Source organism: Phenylobacterium hankyongense (assembly GCF_003254505.1).
GTDB lineage: Bacteria > Pseudomonadota > Alphaproteobacteria > Caulobacterales > Caulobacteraceae > Phenylobacterium > Phenylobacterium hankyongense.
In genome coordinates, this window is the sequence record NZ_QFYP01000001.1 from 1,633,604 (window position 1) to 1,651,346 (window position 17,743).

The 17,743-nt window shown below is 72.3% G+C and carries 13 protein-coding genes, 2 pseudogenes and 1 riboswitch; of the genes and pseudogenes, 10 read left to right on the forward strand and 5 right to left on the reverse strand.

Annotated features, from left to right (window positions below; all coding sequences use genetic code 11):
* Positions 1-417: 417 nt before the first annotated feature.
* Positions 418-2,955, reverse strand: coding sequence for an excinuclease ABC subunit UvrA (locus DJ021_RS07885; protein ID WP_111457021.1), 2,538 nt, complete (start codon positions 2,953-2,955; stop codon positions 418-420).
* Between the two features lie 400 nt (positions 2,956-3,355).
* On the opposite strand from DJ021_RS07885, the pseudogene rplU reads away from it, so the two are divergent.
* The 9 genes and pseudogenes from rplU to DJ021_RS07930 form a co-directional block, all read left to right on the forward strand.
* Positions 3,356-3,745: pseudogene (gene rplU, locus DJ021_RS19195) on the forward strand (50S ribosomal protein L21); the annotation flags it as partial.
* 353 nt (positions 3,746-4,098) lie between these two features.
* Entirely contained in the window at positions 4,099-4,371 is a 273-nt protein-coding gene (gene rpmA, locus DJ021_RS07895; protein ID WP_111457023.1) for a 50S ribosomal protein L27, read from the forward strand.
* 130 nt (positions 4,372-4,501) lie between these two features.
* On the forward strand, positions 4,502-5,035 hold the full coding sequence (locus DJ021_RS07900) for a GNAT family N-acetyltransferase (protein WP_111457024.1): 534 nt from the start codon (positions 4,502-4,504) through the stop codon (positions 5,033-5,035).
* Positions 5,036-5,398: 363 nt separating this feature from the next.
* Positions 5,399-6,448 carry a GTPase ObgE gene (gene obgE, locus DJ021_RS07905; RefSeq protein ID WP_111457025.1) on the forward strand — a complete coding sequence of 350 codons (1,050 nt, stop codon included), beginning with the start codon at positions 5,399-5,401 and terminating at the stop codon, positions 6,446-6,448.
* Positions 6,436-7,569, forward strand: a complete 1,134-nt coding sequence (proB, locus tag DJ021_RS07910) for a glutamate 5-kinase (protein ID WP_111457026.1) — start codon at positions 6,436-6,438, stop codon at positions 7,567-7,569. Before obgE ends, proB begins: the two co-directional genes overlap by 13 nt.
* A 48-nt stretch (positions 7,570-7,617) precedes the next feature.
* A complete protein-coding gene (locus DJ021_RS07915) occupies positions 7,618-9,198 on the forward strand; it encodes an aldehyde dehydrogenase family protein (protein WP_111457027.1) in 1,581 nt (526 codons plus the stop codon).
* 11 nt (positions 9,199-9,209) lie between these two features.
* Positions 9,210-9,869, forward strand: coding sequence for a nicotinate-nucleotide adenylyltransferase (locus DJ021_RS07920; RefSeq protein WP_111457028.1), 660 nt, complete (start codon positions 9,210-9,212; stop codon positions 9,867-9,869).
* 77 nt (positions 9,870-9,946) lie between these two features.
* Positions 9,947-10,378, forward strand: a complete 432-nt coding sequence (gene rsfS / locus DJ021_RS07925; RefSeq protein ID WP_207801889.1) for a ribosome silencing factor — start codon at positions 9,947-9,949, stop codon at positions 10,376-10,378.
* A gap of 158 nt (positions 10,379-10,536) precedes the next feature.
* Positions 10,537-11,727, forward strand: coding sequence for a molybdopterin molybdotransferase MoeA (locus DJ021_RS07930; RefSeq protein ID WP_133254966.1), 1,191 nt, complete (start codon positions 10,537-10,539; stop codon positions 11,725-11,727).
* A gap of 71 nt (positions 11,728-11,798) precedes the next feature.
* On the opposite strand, the pseudogene DJ021_RS19200 reads toward DJ021_RS07930, so the two are convergent.
* Positions 11,799-12,659 (reverse strand): annotated as a pseudogene (locus tag DJ021_RS19200) (XdhC family protein); the annotation flags it as partial.
* Between the two features lie 96 nt (positions 12,660-12,755).
* Between DJ021_RS19200 and DJ021_RS07940 the strand changes: the two are divergent.
* On the forward strand, positions 12,756-13,631 hold the full coding sequence (locus DJ021_RS07940) for a bifunctional regulator KidO (protein ID WP_111457031.1): 876 nt from the start codon (positions 12,756-12,758) through the stop codon (positions 13,629-13,631).
* Between the two features lie 219 nt (positions 13,632-13,850).
* On the opposite strand, the gene DJ021_RS07945 is transcribed toward DJ021_RS07940, so the two are convergent.
* The 3 genes from DJ021_RS07945 to DJ021_RS07955 all read right to left on the reverse strand — a co-directional run bounded on the left by DJ021_RS07945 (position 13,851) and on the right by DJ021_RS07955 (position 17,698).
* Positions 13,851-15,680, reverse strand: coding sequence for a TonB-dependent receptor plug domain-containing protein (locus tag DJ021_RS07945; RefSeq protein WP_111457032.1), 1,830 nt, complete (start codon positions 15,678-15,680; stop codon positions 13,851-13,853).
* Positions 15,681-15,825: 145 nt separating this feature from the next.
* A riboswitch (cobalamin riboswitch) is annotated at positions 15,826-16,042 on the reverse strand.
* A gap of 51 nt (positions 16,043-16,093) precedes the next feature.
* The gene (locus DJ021_RS07950; RefSeq protein ID WP_111457033.1) at positions 16,094-16,864 is read right to left on the reverse strand and encodes a polysaccharide deacetylase family protein; all 771 of its coding nucleotides are present in this window, start codon (positions 16,862-16,864) and stop codon (positions 16,094-16,096) included.
* Positions 16,865-16,885: 21 nt separating this feature from the next.
* On the reverse strand, positions 16,886-17,698 hold the full coding sequence (locus tag DJ021_RS07955) for a glycosyltransferase family 2 protein (protein WP_111457034.1): 813 nt from the start codon (positions 17,696-17,698) through the stop codon (positions 16,886-16,888).
* Between the last annotated feature and the right edge of the window lie 45 nt (positions 17,699-17,743).

Genomic DNA, 17,743 nt, shown 5'->3' on the forward strand with positions numbered 1-17,743 from the left:
TCCGCTCCGGGTTTCGGTTGCGCTCAAGGAGCGCGCCTCCGGCGCCCGCTCCCCGGCGGCCCTGCGGGCCGTCATTGACCCGGTTGCAAGCCGGAGCATGCTCGCCGCCATGGACCTAAAGGGCTCAACCGCCTCACGGGCCGCCCCGGCCGCAGGAGCAGACATTGGGTGGGCAAAAAGGGAGGGGCGGCTTCTGGCACGAAGGCGACCTTGGGAAGGTCCGCTTCAGGGACGATCGCTGAGCTTCAGTGATGAATGGCCGCTTCATCCCATTTGCTGACGTTGGGAGAGTCAGCTTTCGGACGCTTTCTCAGCTTGGCCGCACTCAGTCCGCTGCTGACTCTCAGGCGACATTCGGTACGTCTGCTTGCCGCCCCAGTCCGGAGCGTTCTGAGCCAGTAAGCGGCGGGCTGCGCTCTAGAGGGCGCGTTTCAGGTAGGGAGCAGTGCGGCTGCGCCTGGCCTTGGCGACCTCGGGGGGCGGACCGCTGGCGACGACCTCGCCGCCCTCGTCGCCCGCGCCAGGCCCGATGTCGACCACCCAATCGCTGCTGGCCGCCAGGCTCATGTCGTGGTCGACGACGATCACCGTGTTGCCGGCGTCTACCAGGGCGTCGAGCTGGACGAGCAGCCTCTCCACGTCGGTGGGGTGCAGTCCGGTGGTGGGCTCGTCCAGGACATAGAGGGCGCCGCCGCGCTGCGAGCGCTGCAGCTCGGTGGCCAGCTTGACGCGCTGGGCCTCGCCGCCCGAAAGCTCGGTGGCCGGCTGGCCAAGGCGCAGGTAGCCCAGGCCGACCTCACGCAGCACCTTCAGCGAGCGGCAGACATTCGGCGCATCGGCGAAGAACTCCCAGGCGCCGTCCACCGTCATGCCCAGCACCTCGGCGATGTTGCGGTCGCGATAGTGGATTTCCAGGGTCTTCGGATTGTAGCGGGTGCCGTGGCAGGTGGGACAGGGCGCGTAGACGCTGGGCAGGAACAGCAGCTCGACCATGACGAAGCCTTCGCCCTCGCAGCGCGGGCAGCGACCCTTGGCGACGTTGAAGGAGAACCTTCCGGCGTTGTATCGCCGCCGCTTGGCGTCCGGCGTGGCCGCGAAGATCGCCCGGACATGGTCGAACAGGCCCGTGTAGGTGGCGAGGTTCGAGCGGGGCGTCCGGCCGATCGGCTTCTGGTCCACCTCGATCAGCCGTTTGACGCCGGCCAGCCCGCCCTCGATCCGGCCGTCGGTGGCCCTGTCCGGCTCGCGTTCCAGGGCGGCCTCGATGTCCAGATCCTCCGCCACGGGAGCCGGCGCGCCCAGCGCATCCGCGACCAGTTCGACGAGGGCCTGGCTGACCAGGCTGGACTTCCCCGATCCGGAGATGCCGGTCACCGCCGCGCGCACCCCCAGGGGAAGGTCGCAGTCCAGGCCGTGCAGGTTGTTGCGGGTCACGCCACGCAGTTTGAGCCACCCGGACGGCTTGCGGCGGCGCCGGCGCGCCGGGGTCTCCCCGGCGAATAGGTGGCGGGCGGTCTCGGACCCGCGCACGCCCTTGAGCCCTTCGAGCGGACCGCTGTAGAGCACCTCGCCGCCGCGCTCGCCGGCGGCCGGGCCGACGTCGACCACCCAGTCGGCGTGACGGACCACGTCCAGCTCGTGCTCGACCACGAACAGCGAATTACCGACAGCCTTCAGCCCATCGAGCGCCCGCAAGAGCGCCTCCGTGTCGGCCGGGTGCAGGCCCGCCGAGGGCTCGTCGAGGACATAGACCACGCCGAACAGATTGGAGACGACTTGGGTCGCCAGCCGCAGGCGCTGCAGTTCGCCGGGCGAGAGGGTCGGCGTGCTCCGCTCCAGCGTCAGGTAGCCGAGGCCGAGGTCCAGCAACACCGAGAGCCGCCTGCAGAGGTCGGCGGCGATCCGCTCGACGACCATGGCCTTCTCGGGATGGGTCTTGGCCAGCCGCGGGAGCTTCGTCGACTGACCGTCGGCGTAGGGCGCGAAGATCTCCGAGAAGCGCTTCATCGGCAGCCGGCTCATCTCGGCGATGTCGAAGCCTTCGAAGCTGACCGACAGGGACTCCTTCCGCAGCCGCTTGCCGTTGCAGAGCGGGCAGGGGCTGGCGACCATGTAGCGAGCCGCCCGTCTCTTCATCATGGCGCTGTTGGTGGTGGCGAAGCTGTGGGTCACGTGCCGCCGGGCGCTGGAGAAGGTGCCCATGTAGCTGGGCTCCATCTTCCGCCGGATGGCGCGCTTGATCTCCTCATGATCGAAGCCGGGATAGACCGGGACCACCGGCTGCTCGTCGGTGAACAGGATCCAGTCGCGGGTCTTCTTCGGCAGCTCGCGCCACGGCCGGTCCACGTCGGCGCCCAGGGTGATCAGGATGTCGCGCAGGTTCTGGCCACCCCAGGCCATGGGCCAGGCCGCCACCGCCCGCTCGCGGATGGTCAGCGAGGGGTCGGGCACCATCGAGGCCTCGGTGACCTCATGTAGGCGCCCAAGGCCATGGCAGCGCGGGCACGCCCCCTCCGGTGTGTTGGGGGAGAACGACTCGGCGTCCAGGTGCGGCTGGCCCGCCGGATACTCACCGGCACGCGAAAAGAGCATCCTCAGGAGGTTCGAGAGGGTGGTGACGCTGCCCACGGACGACCGCGCCGTTGGCGAGCCGCGCTGTTGCTGCAGCGCCACCGCCGGCGGCAGGCCCTCGATCTCGTCGACCTGGGGCACGCCCATCTGGTGGAACAGTCGCCGCGCGTAAGGTGACACGCTTTCCAGGTAGCGGCGCTGGGCCTCGGCGTAGAGCGTCGAGAAAGCCAGGGACGACTTGCCCGAGCCGGAGACCCCGGTGAACACCACGAGGGCGTCACGGGGGATGTCGACGTCCACGTTCTTCAGATTGTGCTCGCGTGCGCCGCGCACCCGCACAAACCCTGCCGCCGTGGCGGCGCGCGTCCTGGCCGATCTCGACATCCCATGGCCTCCGGGGTGGTAAAGGCGCGGCTGGAGGCGCGGTTGCTTCGGCAGGCTACGTGAGCGCCCCCATTGATGACTGGGCGAGGATCGGTGGCCGTGCCGTAGGATCGTTCGACTGCGGCCAGTCGATAGTTCGGCCAGCCGAGCAGGTGCGGGCGTCAGGCGACGTCAGGATTGCGGCTGGAGGTCAACGTCCGCACTTGGCGCAAAGCGGACGGGCGCGCGTCCGCCCACATGCCCGCTCCTAGGATAAGGCCGACCTTCGCGACCGACGCGCCGTCCCCCCTCTCTCGTTGACTCCACGCTCGCCGTGCGTATAAGTCCCGCCCTCTCGCCCGCCGGGCCACTGGCGGGCGCATTCCGTTTTGCACACACGACAAAGTACGAAGGCGCGAAGATGTACGCGGTGATCAAGACCGGCGGCAAGCAGTACCGGGTCCAACCGGGCGATCTGCTGGTGGTCGAAAAGCTCGACGGCGAACCCGGCGCCAACGTGGCGTTCGGCGAAGTGCTGATGCTGGGCGAGGGCGAGGCCATCACGCTCGGCGCCCCCACCGTGGCCGGCGCGACTGTCTCGGCGACCCTGATCGAGACCCGCAAGGGCGAGAAGGTGAAGATCTTCAAGAAGATCCGCCGCCAGGGCTATCGCCGCACCAAGGGCCACCGGCAGATCGAAAGCGTCCTGCGGGTGACTTCCATCGCCGGCGCCGACGGCAAGGAAACCAAGTGGGACGGCACGGTGGACATGACCACCAAGGCCGAGCTGAACGCCCGCTCGCGGAACCTGAAGTTCCTGGCCCCCGGCGCGGAAGCCGAAGCCGCTGCCGCCCCCAAGGCCGCCAAGACCGCCGCCCCCAAGGCGCCGGCCAAGGCCAAGGCTGCGCCCAAGGCCAAGGCCGACACCGCCGAGGAAGTCCTCGCCGATCCGGCCGTGATCGCGGCGATGGACTCCGCGGAGACCAACGCCCCCGTCGCCGAGGCCCCCGTTGCGGAAGCCAAGAAGGCCGCGCCGAAGAAGGCCGCGGCGCCCAAGGCTGAAGGCGACGACGAGACCAAGGCTGCCGCCCCCAAGAAGGCCGCCGCCCCGAAGAAGGACAAGTCGGCCGAGTAGGGCCGACTGCTTAGGATCAGGAGAGCGCAATGGCTCACAAGAAATCAGGCGGCTCCTCGCGCAACGGTCGCGATTCGGCCGGTCAGCGCCTCGGCGTGAAGAAGTTCGGCGGCGAAGCGGTGCTCGCCGGCAACATCCTCGTGCGTCAGCGCGGCACCAAGTTCTGGGCCGGCGCCAACGTGGGCATGGGCAAGGACCACACCCTCTTCGCCAAGGCGCACGGCGCGGTGAAATTCATCACCAAGCGTGATGACCGCACCTACGTCACTGTGGTGCCGGCGCAGGTGATTGCAGCCGAATAGGCGGAACCTCTCCATCCGGTTCCGCCCCAATCAGAGGCGGACCGGACAAGACTTCAAGCGGGGAGTCCGGGACGCCGGGCTCCCCGCTTTTCGTTTTGGGCCCCCGTCAGAGGGGCCGGGAGGCAAGAAGATGTGCGCGATCGAAGTCACACCGAGCCTGGCGACGGAACGGCTCCTGCTGCGCGGCCACGTGCCGTCGGACGCCGAGCGGCTCTGCCAGCTGGCCAACGACATCAAGGTGGCGGGGATGACCGCGGCCATGCCGCACCCCTACGTCGCCGCCGACGCCGAGGCCTTCATCGACCGCGCCATCCGCCAGGACTGGCGCACCCAGGCGGCCTTCGCCATCGAGCACCGCCAGTTCGGCCTGGTCGGCGGCCTCGGCTTCAAGCCCGCGGCCCGCGGCCGCACCGAGCTCGGCTACTGGATCGGCCGGCCGTTCTGGAACCGCGGCTACGCCACCGAGGCCGCCCGCGCGGCGCTGCGGTGGGCGCAGCGGGACTGGCGCAAGAAGCTGGTGGTCGCCGGCCACTTCGCCGACAACCCGGCCTCCGGCCAGGTGCTCTGCAAGTCCGGCTTCCTCTACACCGGCGACGTCGAGCTGCGCGACAGCCGCGCCCGCGGCCAGACGGTGCCCACCCGGCTGATGGTGTGGCTGGCGTAAACGCCTCCCGGCCCCTTCTCCCCTTGCGGGAGAAGGTGTCGGGCGGGCGCCCGACGGATGAGGGCGCGCGTTGACTTGCCAGCTGCCATGGCGCGCCAGCGCCGCCTTGTCGGTCCACGAACCACACGAACCACACCAACGGGCCGTGCGGCGCGCGAGGCTCCCCCAGATGAACCCCCGTTCGTGTGGTTCGTGTGGTTCGTGGACAAACAGCGCCTGCGGCGCAAAGCCTGCGAGGCGAGCGCGACCCCTCATCCGAGCCGCCGGCGCGGCCCACCTTCTCCCGCAGGGGGAGAAGGATCACCCGAGAACGCACCGCCGGTTTTGTGCTAAGCGGCGACCAACAAGGCTCCCGATCTCCCGATGAAGTTCCTCGACCAGTGCAAAGTCTACATCCGCTCCGGCAACGGGGGCGGCGGCGTCGTCTCGTTCCGGCGTGAGAAGTACATCGAGTACGGCGGCCCCGACGGCGGCGACGGCGGCAAGGGCGGCGACGTCTGGATCGAGTCGATGGACGGCCTCAACACCCTGATCGACTACCGCTACCAGCAGCACTTCCGCGCCGAGACCGGCGGCCACGGCATGGGCCAGAACCGCCATGGGGCGAACGGCGCCGACTCCGTCCTGCGCGTGCCGGTCGGCACCCAGGTGCTGGAGGAGGACAAGGAGACGGTGATCGCCGACCTCGACCAGCCGGGGATGCGCGTCCTGCTGGCCAAGGGCGGCAACGGCGGCTGGGGCAACACCCGCTTCAAGGGGCCCATCAACCAGGCGCCGCGCCGCGCCAACCCCGGCCAGGACGGCGAGGAGAAGGCCATCTGGCTGCGGCTGAAGCTGATCGCCGACGTCGGCCTGGTCGGCCTGCCGAACGCCGGCAAGTCGACCTTCCTGGCGGCCGCCAGCGCCGCCAAGCCGAAGATCGCCGACTACCCGTTCACCACCATCGCCCCCAACCTCGGCATGGTCGACCTGTCCACCAGCGAGCGGTTCATCCTGGCCGACATCCCCGGCCTGATCGAGGGCGCCTCGGAGGGCGCGGGCCTTGGGACCCGCTTCCTCGGCCACGTGGAGCGCACCGCCGTCCTCGTCCACCTGGTGGACGGCACGCAGGACGACGTCGGCGGCGCCTGGCGCACCGTGCGCCACGAGCTGGAAAGCTACGGCGAGGAGCTGGGCGACAAGATCGAGATCCTGGCGCTGAACAAGATCGACGCCCTCGATCCCGAGACCATCGCGGCCAAGGCCGCCGAGCTGGAGGCCGCGGCCGGCGTCAAGGTCCGCCGCATCTCCGGCGTCGCCGGAACCGGCGTCGTCGAGATCCTGCGCGAGGCCTACGCCCTGGTCCGCGCCGGCAAGGCCGCGGCCGCCGCCGCCAGCGCTGCGCCCGCCGAAGACGAGGGCTGGGCGCCTTGAGCTCGCTCGCCGCCGCCAAGCGGATCGTCGTCAAGGTCGGCTCGGCCCTGCTGGTGGGGGCCGACGGCGCCGACCGCGCCTGGCTCGCCGCCTTCGCCGCCGACGTCGCCCGCCTGCGCGCCCGCGGCCAGCAGGTGCTGGTGGTCTCCTCCGGCGCCGTCGGCCTCGGCCGCCGCCGCCTGGCCCTGCCGAAGCGCGCCCTGACCCTGCCGGAGAAACAGGCCGCCGCCGCCGCCGGCCAGTCGGCCCTGATGCGCGCCTGGGAGGAGGCCCTGGAGCCCCACGCCCTGGCCGCCGCCCAGATCCTGCTGACCCGCGACGACACCGAGGTCCGCCGCCGCTGGCTGAACGCCCGCGCCACCGTCGAGACCCTGCTGGCCCTCGGCGTCGTCCCCGTCGTCAACGAGAACGACACCGTCGTCACCGAGGAGATTCGATACGGCGACAATGACCGGTTGGCCGCCCGCGTCGCCCAGATGATCGGCGCCGACGTCCTGGTGCTGCTGTCCGACGTCGACGGCCTCTACACCGCCGATCCGCGCCGCAATCCGGCCGCCGAGCACATGCCGCGGATCAGCCGCCTGACGCCGGAGATCGAGGCCATGGCCGGCGGGGCCAACGCCGCGGCCGGGGTCGGCACCGGCGGCATGGCCACCAAGCTCGCCGCCGCCCGCATCGCCCAGTCGGCCGGCTGCGCCACCGTCATCACCCTTGGCCACCGCCCCTCGCCGCTGTCGGCGCTGGAGCACGGCGAGCGGGCCACCGTCATCGAGCCCTCGACCACCCCGGCCGCCGCCTACAAGGCCTGGATCGCCGGCAGCCTCGCCCCGTCCGGCGCCCTGGTGGTCGACGACGGCGCGGCCGCCGCCGTGCGCCGCGGCAAGAGCCTGCTGGCCGCCGGCCTGCGGCGCGTCGACGGCGTCTTCGACAAGGGCGACGCGGTGGTCATCCACGACGAGGCGGGCCGCGAGATCGCCCGCGGCATCGTGCGCTACGAAGCCGAGGACGCCACCCGGATCTGTGGCCTGAAGAGCGAGGCCATCGAGGCGGTGCTGGGCTACACCTCCGGACCGCTGGTGCACGCCGACGACCTGGCGCTGGCCGCCCATGTCGCGGCCTGAGTTTGCTCCGGGTGCTGAAGGCGCTTAGGTAAGGCTCATCCTGAGCAAATGGGGGCAGGTGTGGACGACGGCGGCGCACGGCATGAACCCGGCCCGACCCGCGAGGGTCGGCTGGAAGCGCTCGTCCCCGGCCAGGCCATCGTCTTCGGCGGCGACCGCGTCGCCCATGTGAGCCCCGAGTTGGCCGCCGCCTTCCGGGCCGGCGACCGGCTGCTGGTGGACCCCAATTCCGGCGCCCTGCTGCACGTCCCCGCCCGCGAGCACGAGGTGGCCGCCGCCGCCGTCGGCCGCGCCCAGGCCGCCTTCGCCCGCATGGGCCAGGTCTCCGACGCCTCGATCACCGGCTTCTTCGAGGCCTTCGCCGCCCGGCTCGAGGACGACGCCTGCTGGGGCGAGATCGCCCGCGCCAACGCCGCCGACATCGCCGCGGCCCGGGCGCGCGGCCGCTCCACCACCCGCCTGCAGGCCGGCGAGGCCATGCGGCGCGACATGATCGCCGGCCTGCGCGCCTGGCGCGACGCCGAGCCCTCCCGCGGCCGGGTGCTGGAGACCGTCGAGCACGAGGGCTGGCGCGTCGAGCAGGTGATGGCGCCGCTGGGCGTGGTCGGCTTCGTGTTCGAGGGCCGGCCCAACGTCTTCGCCGACGCCACCGGCGTGCTGCGGGCCGGCAACACCGTGGTGTTCCGCATCGGCTCGGATGCGCTCGGCACCGCGCGAGCCATCGTCCGCGCCGCCCTCGATCCCGCCCTGGCCGCCGCCGGCCTGCCGGAAGGCGCGGCGGTGCTGGTGGACTCCGCGGCGCATGCCGCCGGCTGGGCGATGTTCGCCGACCCCCGCCTGTCGCTGGCGGTGGCGCGGGGCTCGGGCCCGGCGGTGTCGCAGCTGGGCGCGATCGCCCGGGCGGCCGGCGCCCCGGTCAGCCTGCACGGCACCGGCGGCGCCTGGCTGGTGGCCGACGACAGCGCCGACGCCGAGCGGTTCTTCGCCGCCGTCTACCATTCGCTGGACCGCAAGGTCTGCAACACGCTCAACACCTGCTGCATCGCCGCCTCCCGCGCCGACGAGCTGGTCCCGGTCTTCCTCGACGCCCTGGCCAAGGCCGGCGAGCGGCGCAAGGACTGCAAGCTGCACGTCGCCCACGCCGACCTCGCCCGCCTGCCGCCGGCCTGGCGCGACGCCCGCGCCACCGTGGTCCGCGCCGAGGGGGCCCGCGAGGAGCCGCGGGTCGAGCCGCTGGCCGACGCGGACCTCGGTCGCGAGTGGGAGTGGGAGGAGACCCCGGAGGTCAGCCTGAAGATCGTCGCCGACCTCGACGAGGCGGTGGCGCTCTTCAACCGCTACAGCCCGCGCTTCACCGCCAGCCTGATCGCGCAGGACGCCGCGGCCCAGGCGCGGTTCTACGACACCATCGACGCGCCCTTCGTGGGCGACGGCTTCACCCGCTGGGTTGACGGCCAGTACGCCCTGGACCGGCCGGAGCTCGGCCTGTCGAACTGGGAGCAGGGACGCCTCTTCGCCCGCGGCGGGGTGCTGGCCGGCGACGGGGTGTTCACGGTGCGGGCGCGGGTGCGGCAGGCCGATCCGGCGCTCGACCGCGGCGGCGCGCCGACCCCCGGGCGGAGCGCTTGAGCAAGGGGCGCATGTGGTTCGCAGGCCCGGCGCGCCGCCACCCGGCGGCCGGACGCCCGCAGGGCCTGCGGCTGGGCTTCACGCTCAGGCCCGGCATGCGGGTCGGCCTGTTCGGCGGCTCGTTCAATCCGGCGCACGAGGGCCATGCGCACGTCGCCGAGACCGCCAAGCGCCGGCTCCGGCTCGACCGGGTGATCTGGCTGGTGTCGCCGCAGAACCCCCTGAAGCCGACGCACGAGACCGCCGGCCTGACGGCCCGCATGGCCGGCGCGCGCCGCTATGCCGACGACCCCTGCATGATCGTCTCCGACGCCGAGACGCGGCTCGGCTCCCAGTACACCATCGACACGGTGCGCGCCCTCAAGGCGCGGTTCCCGGGCGTGAAGTTCGTGTGGATCATGGGCGCCGACAGCCTGGCCACCTTCCATCGCTGGCGCGGCTGGACCCAGATCATGCGCGAGGTTCCGGTGGCCGTGGTCTCGCGGCCGTGGATCTCCCTGAAGAGCCGGTTTTCGCCCGCCGCCCTGCGGTTCGCCCGCTTTCGCCTCGGCGCGACCGAGGCCATGGGCCTGCCCAACGCCAAGCCCCCGGCCTGGGTCTTCCTGCTCGGCCGGTTCAACTTCCAGTCGTCCACCGCATTGCGGGAACGGATGCGGCGGACCCGGTCTTGAAGAGTTTGTGAGGGCCGCTGACCCGCGCCCGCGCCTGTGATAGGGTCTGAAGGCGAGGATATCAAAGGAGCACCCCGCTGAACCAAGAACCCGCGCCGCGTGCGCAGGAAGTCCCGGCCCCGACCTCCCCGCAGGCCGCCGGAGCTTCCCAAGACGTCCAGGACCGCATCGCCGCCCTGGAAGAGCTGATCCTGGCCCGCCTGGACGACGACAAGGCGCAGGACGTCATCTTCATCGACCTCAAAGGCAAGAGCGCCGTCGCCGACGGCCTGATCGTGGCGTCCGGGCGGTCGCACCGCCATGTGGGCGCCATGGCCGACCACCTGCTGCGGGCGCTGAAGGAAGAGGGCTACGGCCGTTGCCGCGTCGAGGGCATGCCCCACTGCGACTGGGTGCTGATCGACACCGGCGACGTGATCATCCACCTGTTCCGGCCCGAGGTCCGCAGCTTCTATAACATCGAGAAGATCTGGTCGGTCGACTCGCCGCACCGCACCGCGGCGGTCTGATCCCCCGCCCTCCGGCGCATGCGCCGCCGGAGTCCTGCGCGCCGTGACCGCAGCCTGGCCGGCGCGGGCAGACGGCCGACGCCGCTCCCCATCATAAGAACGCTCCCGCAGGGGAGAAGGCGGATTGAAGGCGCGGTGGCGTTCGGTTTGATAGCGGCATGAAACTTCTATCCGTCGATGATGCGCGCGCCCGGATGCTGGCCGAGGTCGAGCCGCGTCCCGCCGAGACCGTGACGCTCGCCGCCGCCATCGGCCGGGTGCTGGCCGAGGATGTCGCCGCCGTCCGCGACCAGCCGCCGTTCGCCGCCTCGGCCATGGACGGCTGGGCGGTCCGCGCCGCCGACACGCCGGGCGCGCTGAAGATCGTCGGCGAGAGCGCGGCGGGCCACGGCTACGAGGCCACGGTGGGCGCGGGCGAGGCGGTGCGGATCTTCACCGGCGCGGCCTTACCGGACGGCTGCGACGCCATGGTCATCCAGGAGGACGCCGAGCGCGCCGGCGACGCGGTGCGCGTGCCGCAGGTGGCGTCGGGCCACTACATCCGCCCGGCCGGCGGCGATTTCCGGGCCGGGAGCGTGCTGCTAAAGCGCGGCCAGCGGATCGACCCCTGGCGGCTGTCGCTGGCCGCTTCGGCCGGCCGGGCCGAGGTCCAGGTCCACGCCCGGCCGCGGGTGGCGCTGCTCTCCACCGGCGAGGAGATCGTCGAGCCACCAGGCGTGCCCGGCCGCTTCCAGATCTACGATTCCGGCGCCCCGGCGCTGGCCGCCATGGTCGAGGCCTGGGGGGCGACCGTCACCCGCGCCAAGCCGGTCCGCGACGAGCTGGAGGCGGTGGTCGCCGCGCTGGAGGCCGCCGAGGCCGAGCTGATCGTCACCGTTGGCGGCGCCTCGGTGGGCGACCACGACCTGGTGCGCGCCGCCGCCCAGGCGCTGGGCCTCGCCCTGAAGGTGGAGAGCGTCAACGTCCGGCCCGGCAAGCCGACCTTCTTCGGGGTGCTGGAAGACGGCCGGCGGCTGCTAGGCCTGCCCGGCAACCCGGCCTCGGCCTTCGTCTGCGCCGAGATGTTCCTGAAGCCCCTCGTCGCCCGCTATCTGGGCGCCTCGCCGGAGCCGGCGACGATCACCGCGCGACTGGCGCAGGACCTGCCCGCCAACGGCCCGCGCGAGCACTGGATGCGGGCGAAGCTCGACCACGTCGATGGCGGGGTCAGCGTGCGGCCCTATCGCGATCAGGACTCGTCGCTGGTCAGCGTGTTCGCCGCCTCCGACGCCCTGCTGCGACGCCGGTCCGGGGCGGCGGCGGCGGCGGCCGGCGACGTGGTCGAGGTGCTGCCGCTGGCGCGCGCATAGCGCAGCGCGGTGATCTCGCCGATCACCGAGACCGCCACTTCCCAAGGGGCCTTGCCGCCGATGTCGAGGCCGATGGGGGCGTGCAGCCGCGCCAGGGCGCTTTCCGACATGCCGTCGGCCCGCAGCTGCGCCAGCCGCTCGGCGAGCCTGCGGCGGGCCCCCAGCAAGCCCACGTAGCCGGCGGGCGACGGCAGGACCGCCCGCAGCGCCGCCCGATCGGTCTCAAGGTCGTGGGTGGCGATGGCGACGGCGGTCCAGGGATCGACGCCGATGACCTCGAACGCCTGCTCGGGCTCGTCGCGACGATAGGCGAGGCCCGGGATCGGCGGCGGGGTTGAGGGCCCCTTGGGCCGCACCAGGGTGGTCTCGAACTCCGCCTGGGCGCCCAGCTGGGCGATGGCCAGCGCGGTGGGGTCGCCACCCACCACGATCAGCCGCGGCCGGGGCTCGTAGAGGCGCTCGACGGCGGCTTCCGGCCAGGGCTCCAGGTCCTCGGCGCAAGCGCGCGCGAAGCCGTCGCTGACCCAGGTCACCGGGCGGCGGTCGGCCTCTGCGGCCAGCAGTTCGCGCAGTGCGGGATCGTCCGGCGCCACCCGCTCGACGAAGATCTCGATGCGCGCGCCGCAGAGCAGGCGGATGTCCGGCCAGGGGCTGCCCTCGCCATAGACCAGTGTGCGCGGCTCACCGTCCTCGAGGCAGGCCGCGGCGTGGTCGGCGACGTCGGACTCCACGCAGCCGCCGGAGAAGTAGCCGGCCACGATGCCGGGCGCGAAGACCATCTGGGTCCCCTGGGGCCTGGGGCCGCCGCCGTCGACGGCGACCAGGGTGGCCAGCGCCGCGGTCAGCCCGCCCTCCCGCGCCTGACGCAGGGCAGGGCGCACGTCGTCGGTCATGCCGAACAGGGGCCACTCGGGCAGCGGGTCGACGGCCATGCGGACTTAACTCCCCGGAAAGGTCCTGGATACGGCTTCTTAGGCTTCCTACTCCAAGATGGCGGCTCATAGGGACCGCTCCAAGCCTCACCGCACATGATGTCACCGCTTAACAAGCTTGGGCTCGGGTCCGGGCAATTCGGTCTCGACCAGCAGGCGACCTCCCGGGGCCGTCCGCGCGACGCCGAGGCCCGCGAGATCCTCGCCATCGCCGCCCGTTCGGGTCTGCCGGTGCTGGAGATCGGCCGCCATCCGCATTCCGCCGAGATCACCCTCGGCCAGGTGCTGCCGCGCCCCAATCCCTTCCGCACGACCGTCACCACCGTGCGTCCGGACCGTGGTCCGGACCTCGCCGAGGCCGAGCTGCGCGCCCAGCTGCGCCGGCTGGGCGTCGAGACGGTGGACACCATCCTGGCGCCGTCGGTCACCGACCTGCTCAGCCCCAACGGCCCGGCGCTCTGGGACCGCATGCGCGCCCTGAAGGACGCCGGCCTGTGCCGCAAGATCGGCGTCTCAGTCTACGCCTCCGACGATCCGGTGCATCTCGCCCGCCGCATGAAGCCCGACGTGGTGCAGGCCCCCGCCTCGCTGCTCGACCAGCGCCTGCTGATCGACGGCACGCTGGCCGAGCTCGCCGACATGGGCGTCGAAGTGCAGCTGCGCTCGATCTTCCTGAACGGCCTGTTGTTCTTGCCGCCCGACCGCGCGCCCAACCACCTGAAGGCCGCGGCCGGCCGCATCTCCCGCGCCCGCCGGCTGATCGCCGAAGGCCGCTCCGACCCCCTGCAGGCCGCCCTGGGCTTCGCCCTGTCGCGGCCGGAAGCCTCCACCGTCCTGGTGGGCGTGGCCTCGGCCGCGGAGATGTCGGCGGTGATCGCCGCCGCCTCCACCCCGCCGCCGGACCTCGACTGGGACGAGATGGCCATCGACGACCCCATCGCCCTCGACCCCCGCGCCTGGGCGGCGGCGTAACGATTGTTGTTCCGCCCTGGCGCGACAGCGCCGGTTTGAATGTCCACGAACCACACGAACCACACCAACGCGCTTCGTGTGGCTAGGCCGGGCCGGCGGCGAGGCCAGTTCGTGTGGTTCGTGTGGTTCGTGGACCAATAAGGACAGCGCCTGCGGCGCCACGGACGGCTCTCGCCCGACACCTTCTCCCACAAGGGGAGAAGGGCCGGTTGAGCTGTCTTAGTCCCTGAGCTTCACCCCCAGATAGATGGCCCGGCCGGGCTCGGCGTAGCCGTAGGTCTCCTGGTAGCGCTGGTCGGTGAGGTTCTCGACGCGGGCGGTGAGCGTCACCCGGGCGTTCAGCCGGTAGGAGCCGGCCAGGTCGGCGGTGACGAAGCCCTTGCGCACGATCGGCGAGAAGCCGTCGACGTCGGTGTCCGACTGGCTGGACTCGCCGCGCACGGTCAGCGTCGCGGCCCACGGATCGTTCGTCCAGAACAGGCTGGCCGCGCCCGAGCGGTCCGGAACCCGCAGCAGGCTCTTGCCGGTGGTGACGTCGATGGCGTCGGTCCAGCTGTAGGCCACCCGCACGCGCCAGGCGTCGGAGAGTTGGGCGTCGGCCTCCGCCTCCACTCCCGTCGAGCGGGTGCGGGCGATGTTCACGTAGCGCGAGGCCACGTAGCTGATCTGGTCGCGGACGTTCAGCCGGTAGCCGGTCACGGCGCCCGACAGCCGCCCGTCCGGCGAGCGCCAGCCGAGCCGCAGGTCATAGCCGTCCGCCACCTCCGGCCGCAGGGGCACGGGCGGGGCGAAGCAGAAGTCGCAGACCACCTGGCTGATGGTCGGGGTCTTGAAGCCCTGCCCCGCCGAAGCGGTGGCGGTGAAGCCGCCGCCCAGCGCCAGCGCCGCCGACAGCCGCCCCGTGCCGCGCGCCTTGAAGGCGTCCGGGTCGTCGTAGCGGGCGCTGCCGGTCAGCGTTAGCCGCTCCAGCACCTGCGTGCGCAGCACCCCGAACGCCGAGGTCGTCGAGAGGTCGGCGCTGGTGCGGCCGGCGAGGTCGGCGTGGGTGTCGTTGCGCTCCGCCCCGACCACGAAGGCGGCGGCGTCGCCCGGACCTCCGTGCGCCGCGGTCCAGCGCCACACCTGCCGCTGCGCCGTGTAGCGGGAGGGGAAGGCCGACAGGTTGTCGCGCGTCAGGTCGTAGTCGCTGAAGCTCAGCTCGTGGGTCAGCCCCCATGCGCCGTCGACGGTTGCCCGGCCGAAGCCCGACCACGCCCGGCTCTTGTTGCGGTCCGAGGTGTCGCCCAGCAGGTAGGTCGGCGGCGCGTAGCCGTCGATGGCGATGTCGCTGTTGGTGTAGCGCAGCCGCCCGTCCAGCCGCACGGCGTCGCTGACCCGGAGGCGGCCGCCGAGGTTGGCGGTGACGGTGTCGAAGCCGTCCTTCTCCGTGCCCGAGGCGGCCTTGGAGATGCCGTCGGTGTGGAAGGCCGCCACCGAGCCGTTCAGGGCGTAGGCCTCGGTGCTGACCCCGGCGCCGGCGAAGCCGCGGGCCGTGCCGAACGAGCCGCCCTCGGCCTCCAGCGCCCAGCCGGACAGTTCGCGGGTGGTGAAGGCCACCACGCCGCCGATGGCTTCCGAGCCCCACAGCGACCCTTGCGGGCCGGAGAGCACCTCCACCCGCTCCAGGTCGGCCGCCTGCACGGCCGAGGGGTCGAAGGTGCCGTTGGGGTCGGCGGGATCGCCGGCCGGCACGCCGTCGATCAGCACCAGGGTCTTGTCCGGTCCGGCGCCGCGGATGCGGATGGCGGCGACGCCGCCGAAGGCGCCGTTGCGGGTGATCCCGACGCCGGGGACGGTGGCGAGCGCGTCGGTGACGAACACCGTCTGGCGCGCCTCCAGCTCGGCCTGGTCGATGACGTGGGCGCCGGTCACCAGGTCCAGCCGGCTCGGCAGGCGGGTGGCGGTGACGATCAGTTCGTCCAGGGCGGTCGGGGGCGACGCGTCCTCGGCGAAGGCGCAGGCGGGAAGAGCCGCGGCGAGGGCCACGGTGGATATGAGCAGAGACCGCATGGTCAAAAGGCTCCGTCGTTCGGGCCTGCCTGAAGCCGCCGGCAGGCGCTGCAGCGAATGTGCGGCCCGGCGGCGAGACCTGGCGCAGTCGCTGCGACGGAAGGACGTGAGCCTCCCCGCGCCGACGGCCTGGTCCCGGGCCACGGACGAGCGACGGAAGACGGCAGGTCTCCTGGCTTGCGGGTCGTCGGGCCTCATCCTCGCCTTCCCGGTTTCCCAGTGGCGCCGCCCTTCAGATAGGAGCGGAACGGACGCGGCCCTCGCCGCTCACAGTTGCGGGCACAGCCGGGGAATGACGGCGTTCGCCGCATCACCCCGTTCCCTCTTGGCCCCTTGCGGGGACCGCCTTCACGGGCGGAGTGATGCCGTGGTTGCGCCGCCGGGGCAAGGCCCGGCTTGACCGTGGGCGGGGTTCAGGCCGCCTGGTGGCGGGCGCCGGCCTGTTCGGCCAGCAGTTCGCCCAGGCTTCGCCAGGCGAGCTCGGGGCGAGCGCGGGTCCAGTCCAGGAACTCGGCCAGGAAGACCCACGCGGCCTCGTCATGGTCCAGGTGGTGGGTGAGCAGGCCGATGGGCGCCTCCCAGCGGCCGGCGCGCCGGCGCGCCCGCAACGCCGCGCGGAAGGCCTCCAGGAACCGGCCCTCGCCCCGGAACCGCACGCCGCTCTTCCAGCGCAGCAGGTCCAGGTGGGCGTCGATCCTCGGCAGCGGCCCCCGGTCGCCGGCGTCGGCCCACGCGGACCAGCCGAGATAGCCGCAATCCTCGAGCGCGCCGGGAAGCTCCGGATGGATGTCGTTCCACGGGGGCACGAAGACCGGCTGCGCGCCGGGCAGGGCCTGCAGTCGCGCCCAGCCGGCGCGAAGCTGGGTGGCCACGCGTAGGCGCCGCCACTCGTGGGGGAACTCGCCGGCGGCCTGGCCGTCGCGGCGGTTGGTATGATCGACGCCGTGCTGGGCGACCGTGGCCAGCGGGCAGGTGGCCAGCGACCAGGTCAGGCTCGCCGGGTCCTCGTCGGGGATCACCGCCAGCGTCAGGGGAACGCCGTGCCAGAGGCTGAGCGCCAGCAGGCGCTCGAGCGCGGGCGTCGGCCCCCGCGCGTCGTCGTCGCGCCACCATAGGCGCGCCGGGCGTCCGGCCCGGCGCCAGTGCTGGAGCTCGATGTCCAGCAGCGTTCGTTGCAGGTTCAAGACGCCGGCGGCCGCGGGGCGCTAGCCGACCGCCTCGTGGCGGACCACCGTGCCCAGCGCCTCCTGCGGCGCGCTGCGGCGGGCCTCCAGGATCTCCTTGGCCCGCAGGTGCGAGATCACCGGGTAGAGCCCGGCCATTAACGCGATCAGGAAGCCGAGGTCGCCCTCCCGCCGGCCCTTGCGGCCGACGTAGCACTTCCAGAACCGGCGGAAGCCGCGGAACACATTGTCCCCGAGCGTCCCCGGCTCGCCCTTGTCGGCCAGGTCGGCGGCGCGCAGCGCGGTGTAGCGGTTCAGCCGGTCGATCATGTCGCCGATGTCGTCATCGACCTTGTGGCGCAGGGGCGTGTTGAGGCCGCCGGCGAACCGGCCCTCGAAGGTGACGCCCGGGTGCACCCGATGCGGCTTCCAGTGCTTCACGCCACGGCGATAGAGGCGCGCCACGCTGGAGGTGCCGAACGAGCCGCCCCAGCCGTTCCGCACCAGCGTCTTGCCCACATAGTTGTCGACCGGCACCTGGAACCAGTCGCCCTGGGCCGGCGCCTCGATGGTGGCGCGGACTTCGGCGGCCAGCATCGGGTCGACCAGTTCGTCGGCGTCGACCTCGAAGATCCATTCGCCGGAACAGGCGGCGATCCCGGCGTCCTTGCGCTGGCTTTCCAGCGGGAAGATGCCGTCGATGACGATGGCTCCGAACTGCCGGGCGATCTCCTGCGTGCGGTCGGTGCAGCGGTCCGCCACCACCACGACCTCGTCGCAGAACGCCAGGCCGCGCAGGCATTCCGCCAGACGGGCCTCTTCATTGTGCGCGCAAACCAGACCCGAGAGTTTCACCTTAACACCCCCCAACCGCCATCGCGGTTCGAACTCTTGGTGCAA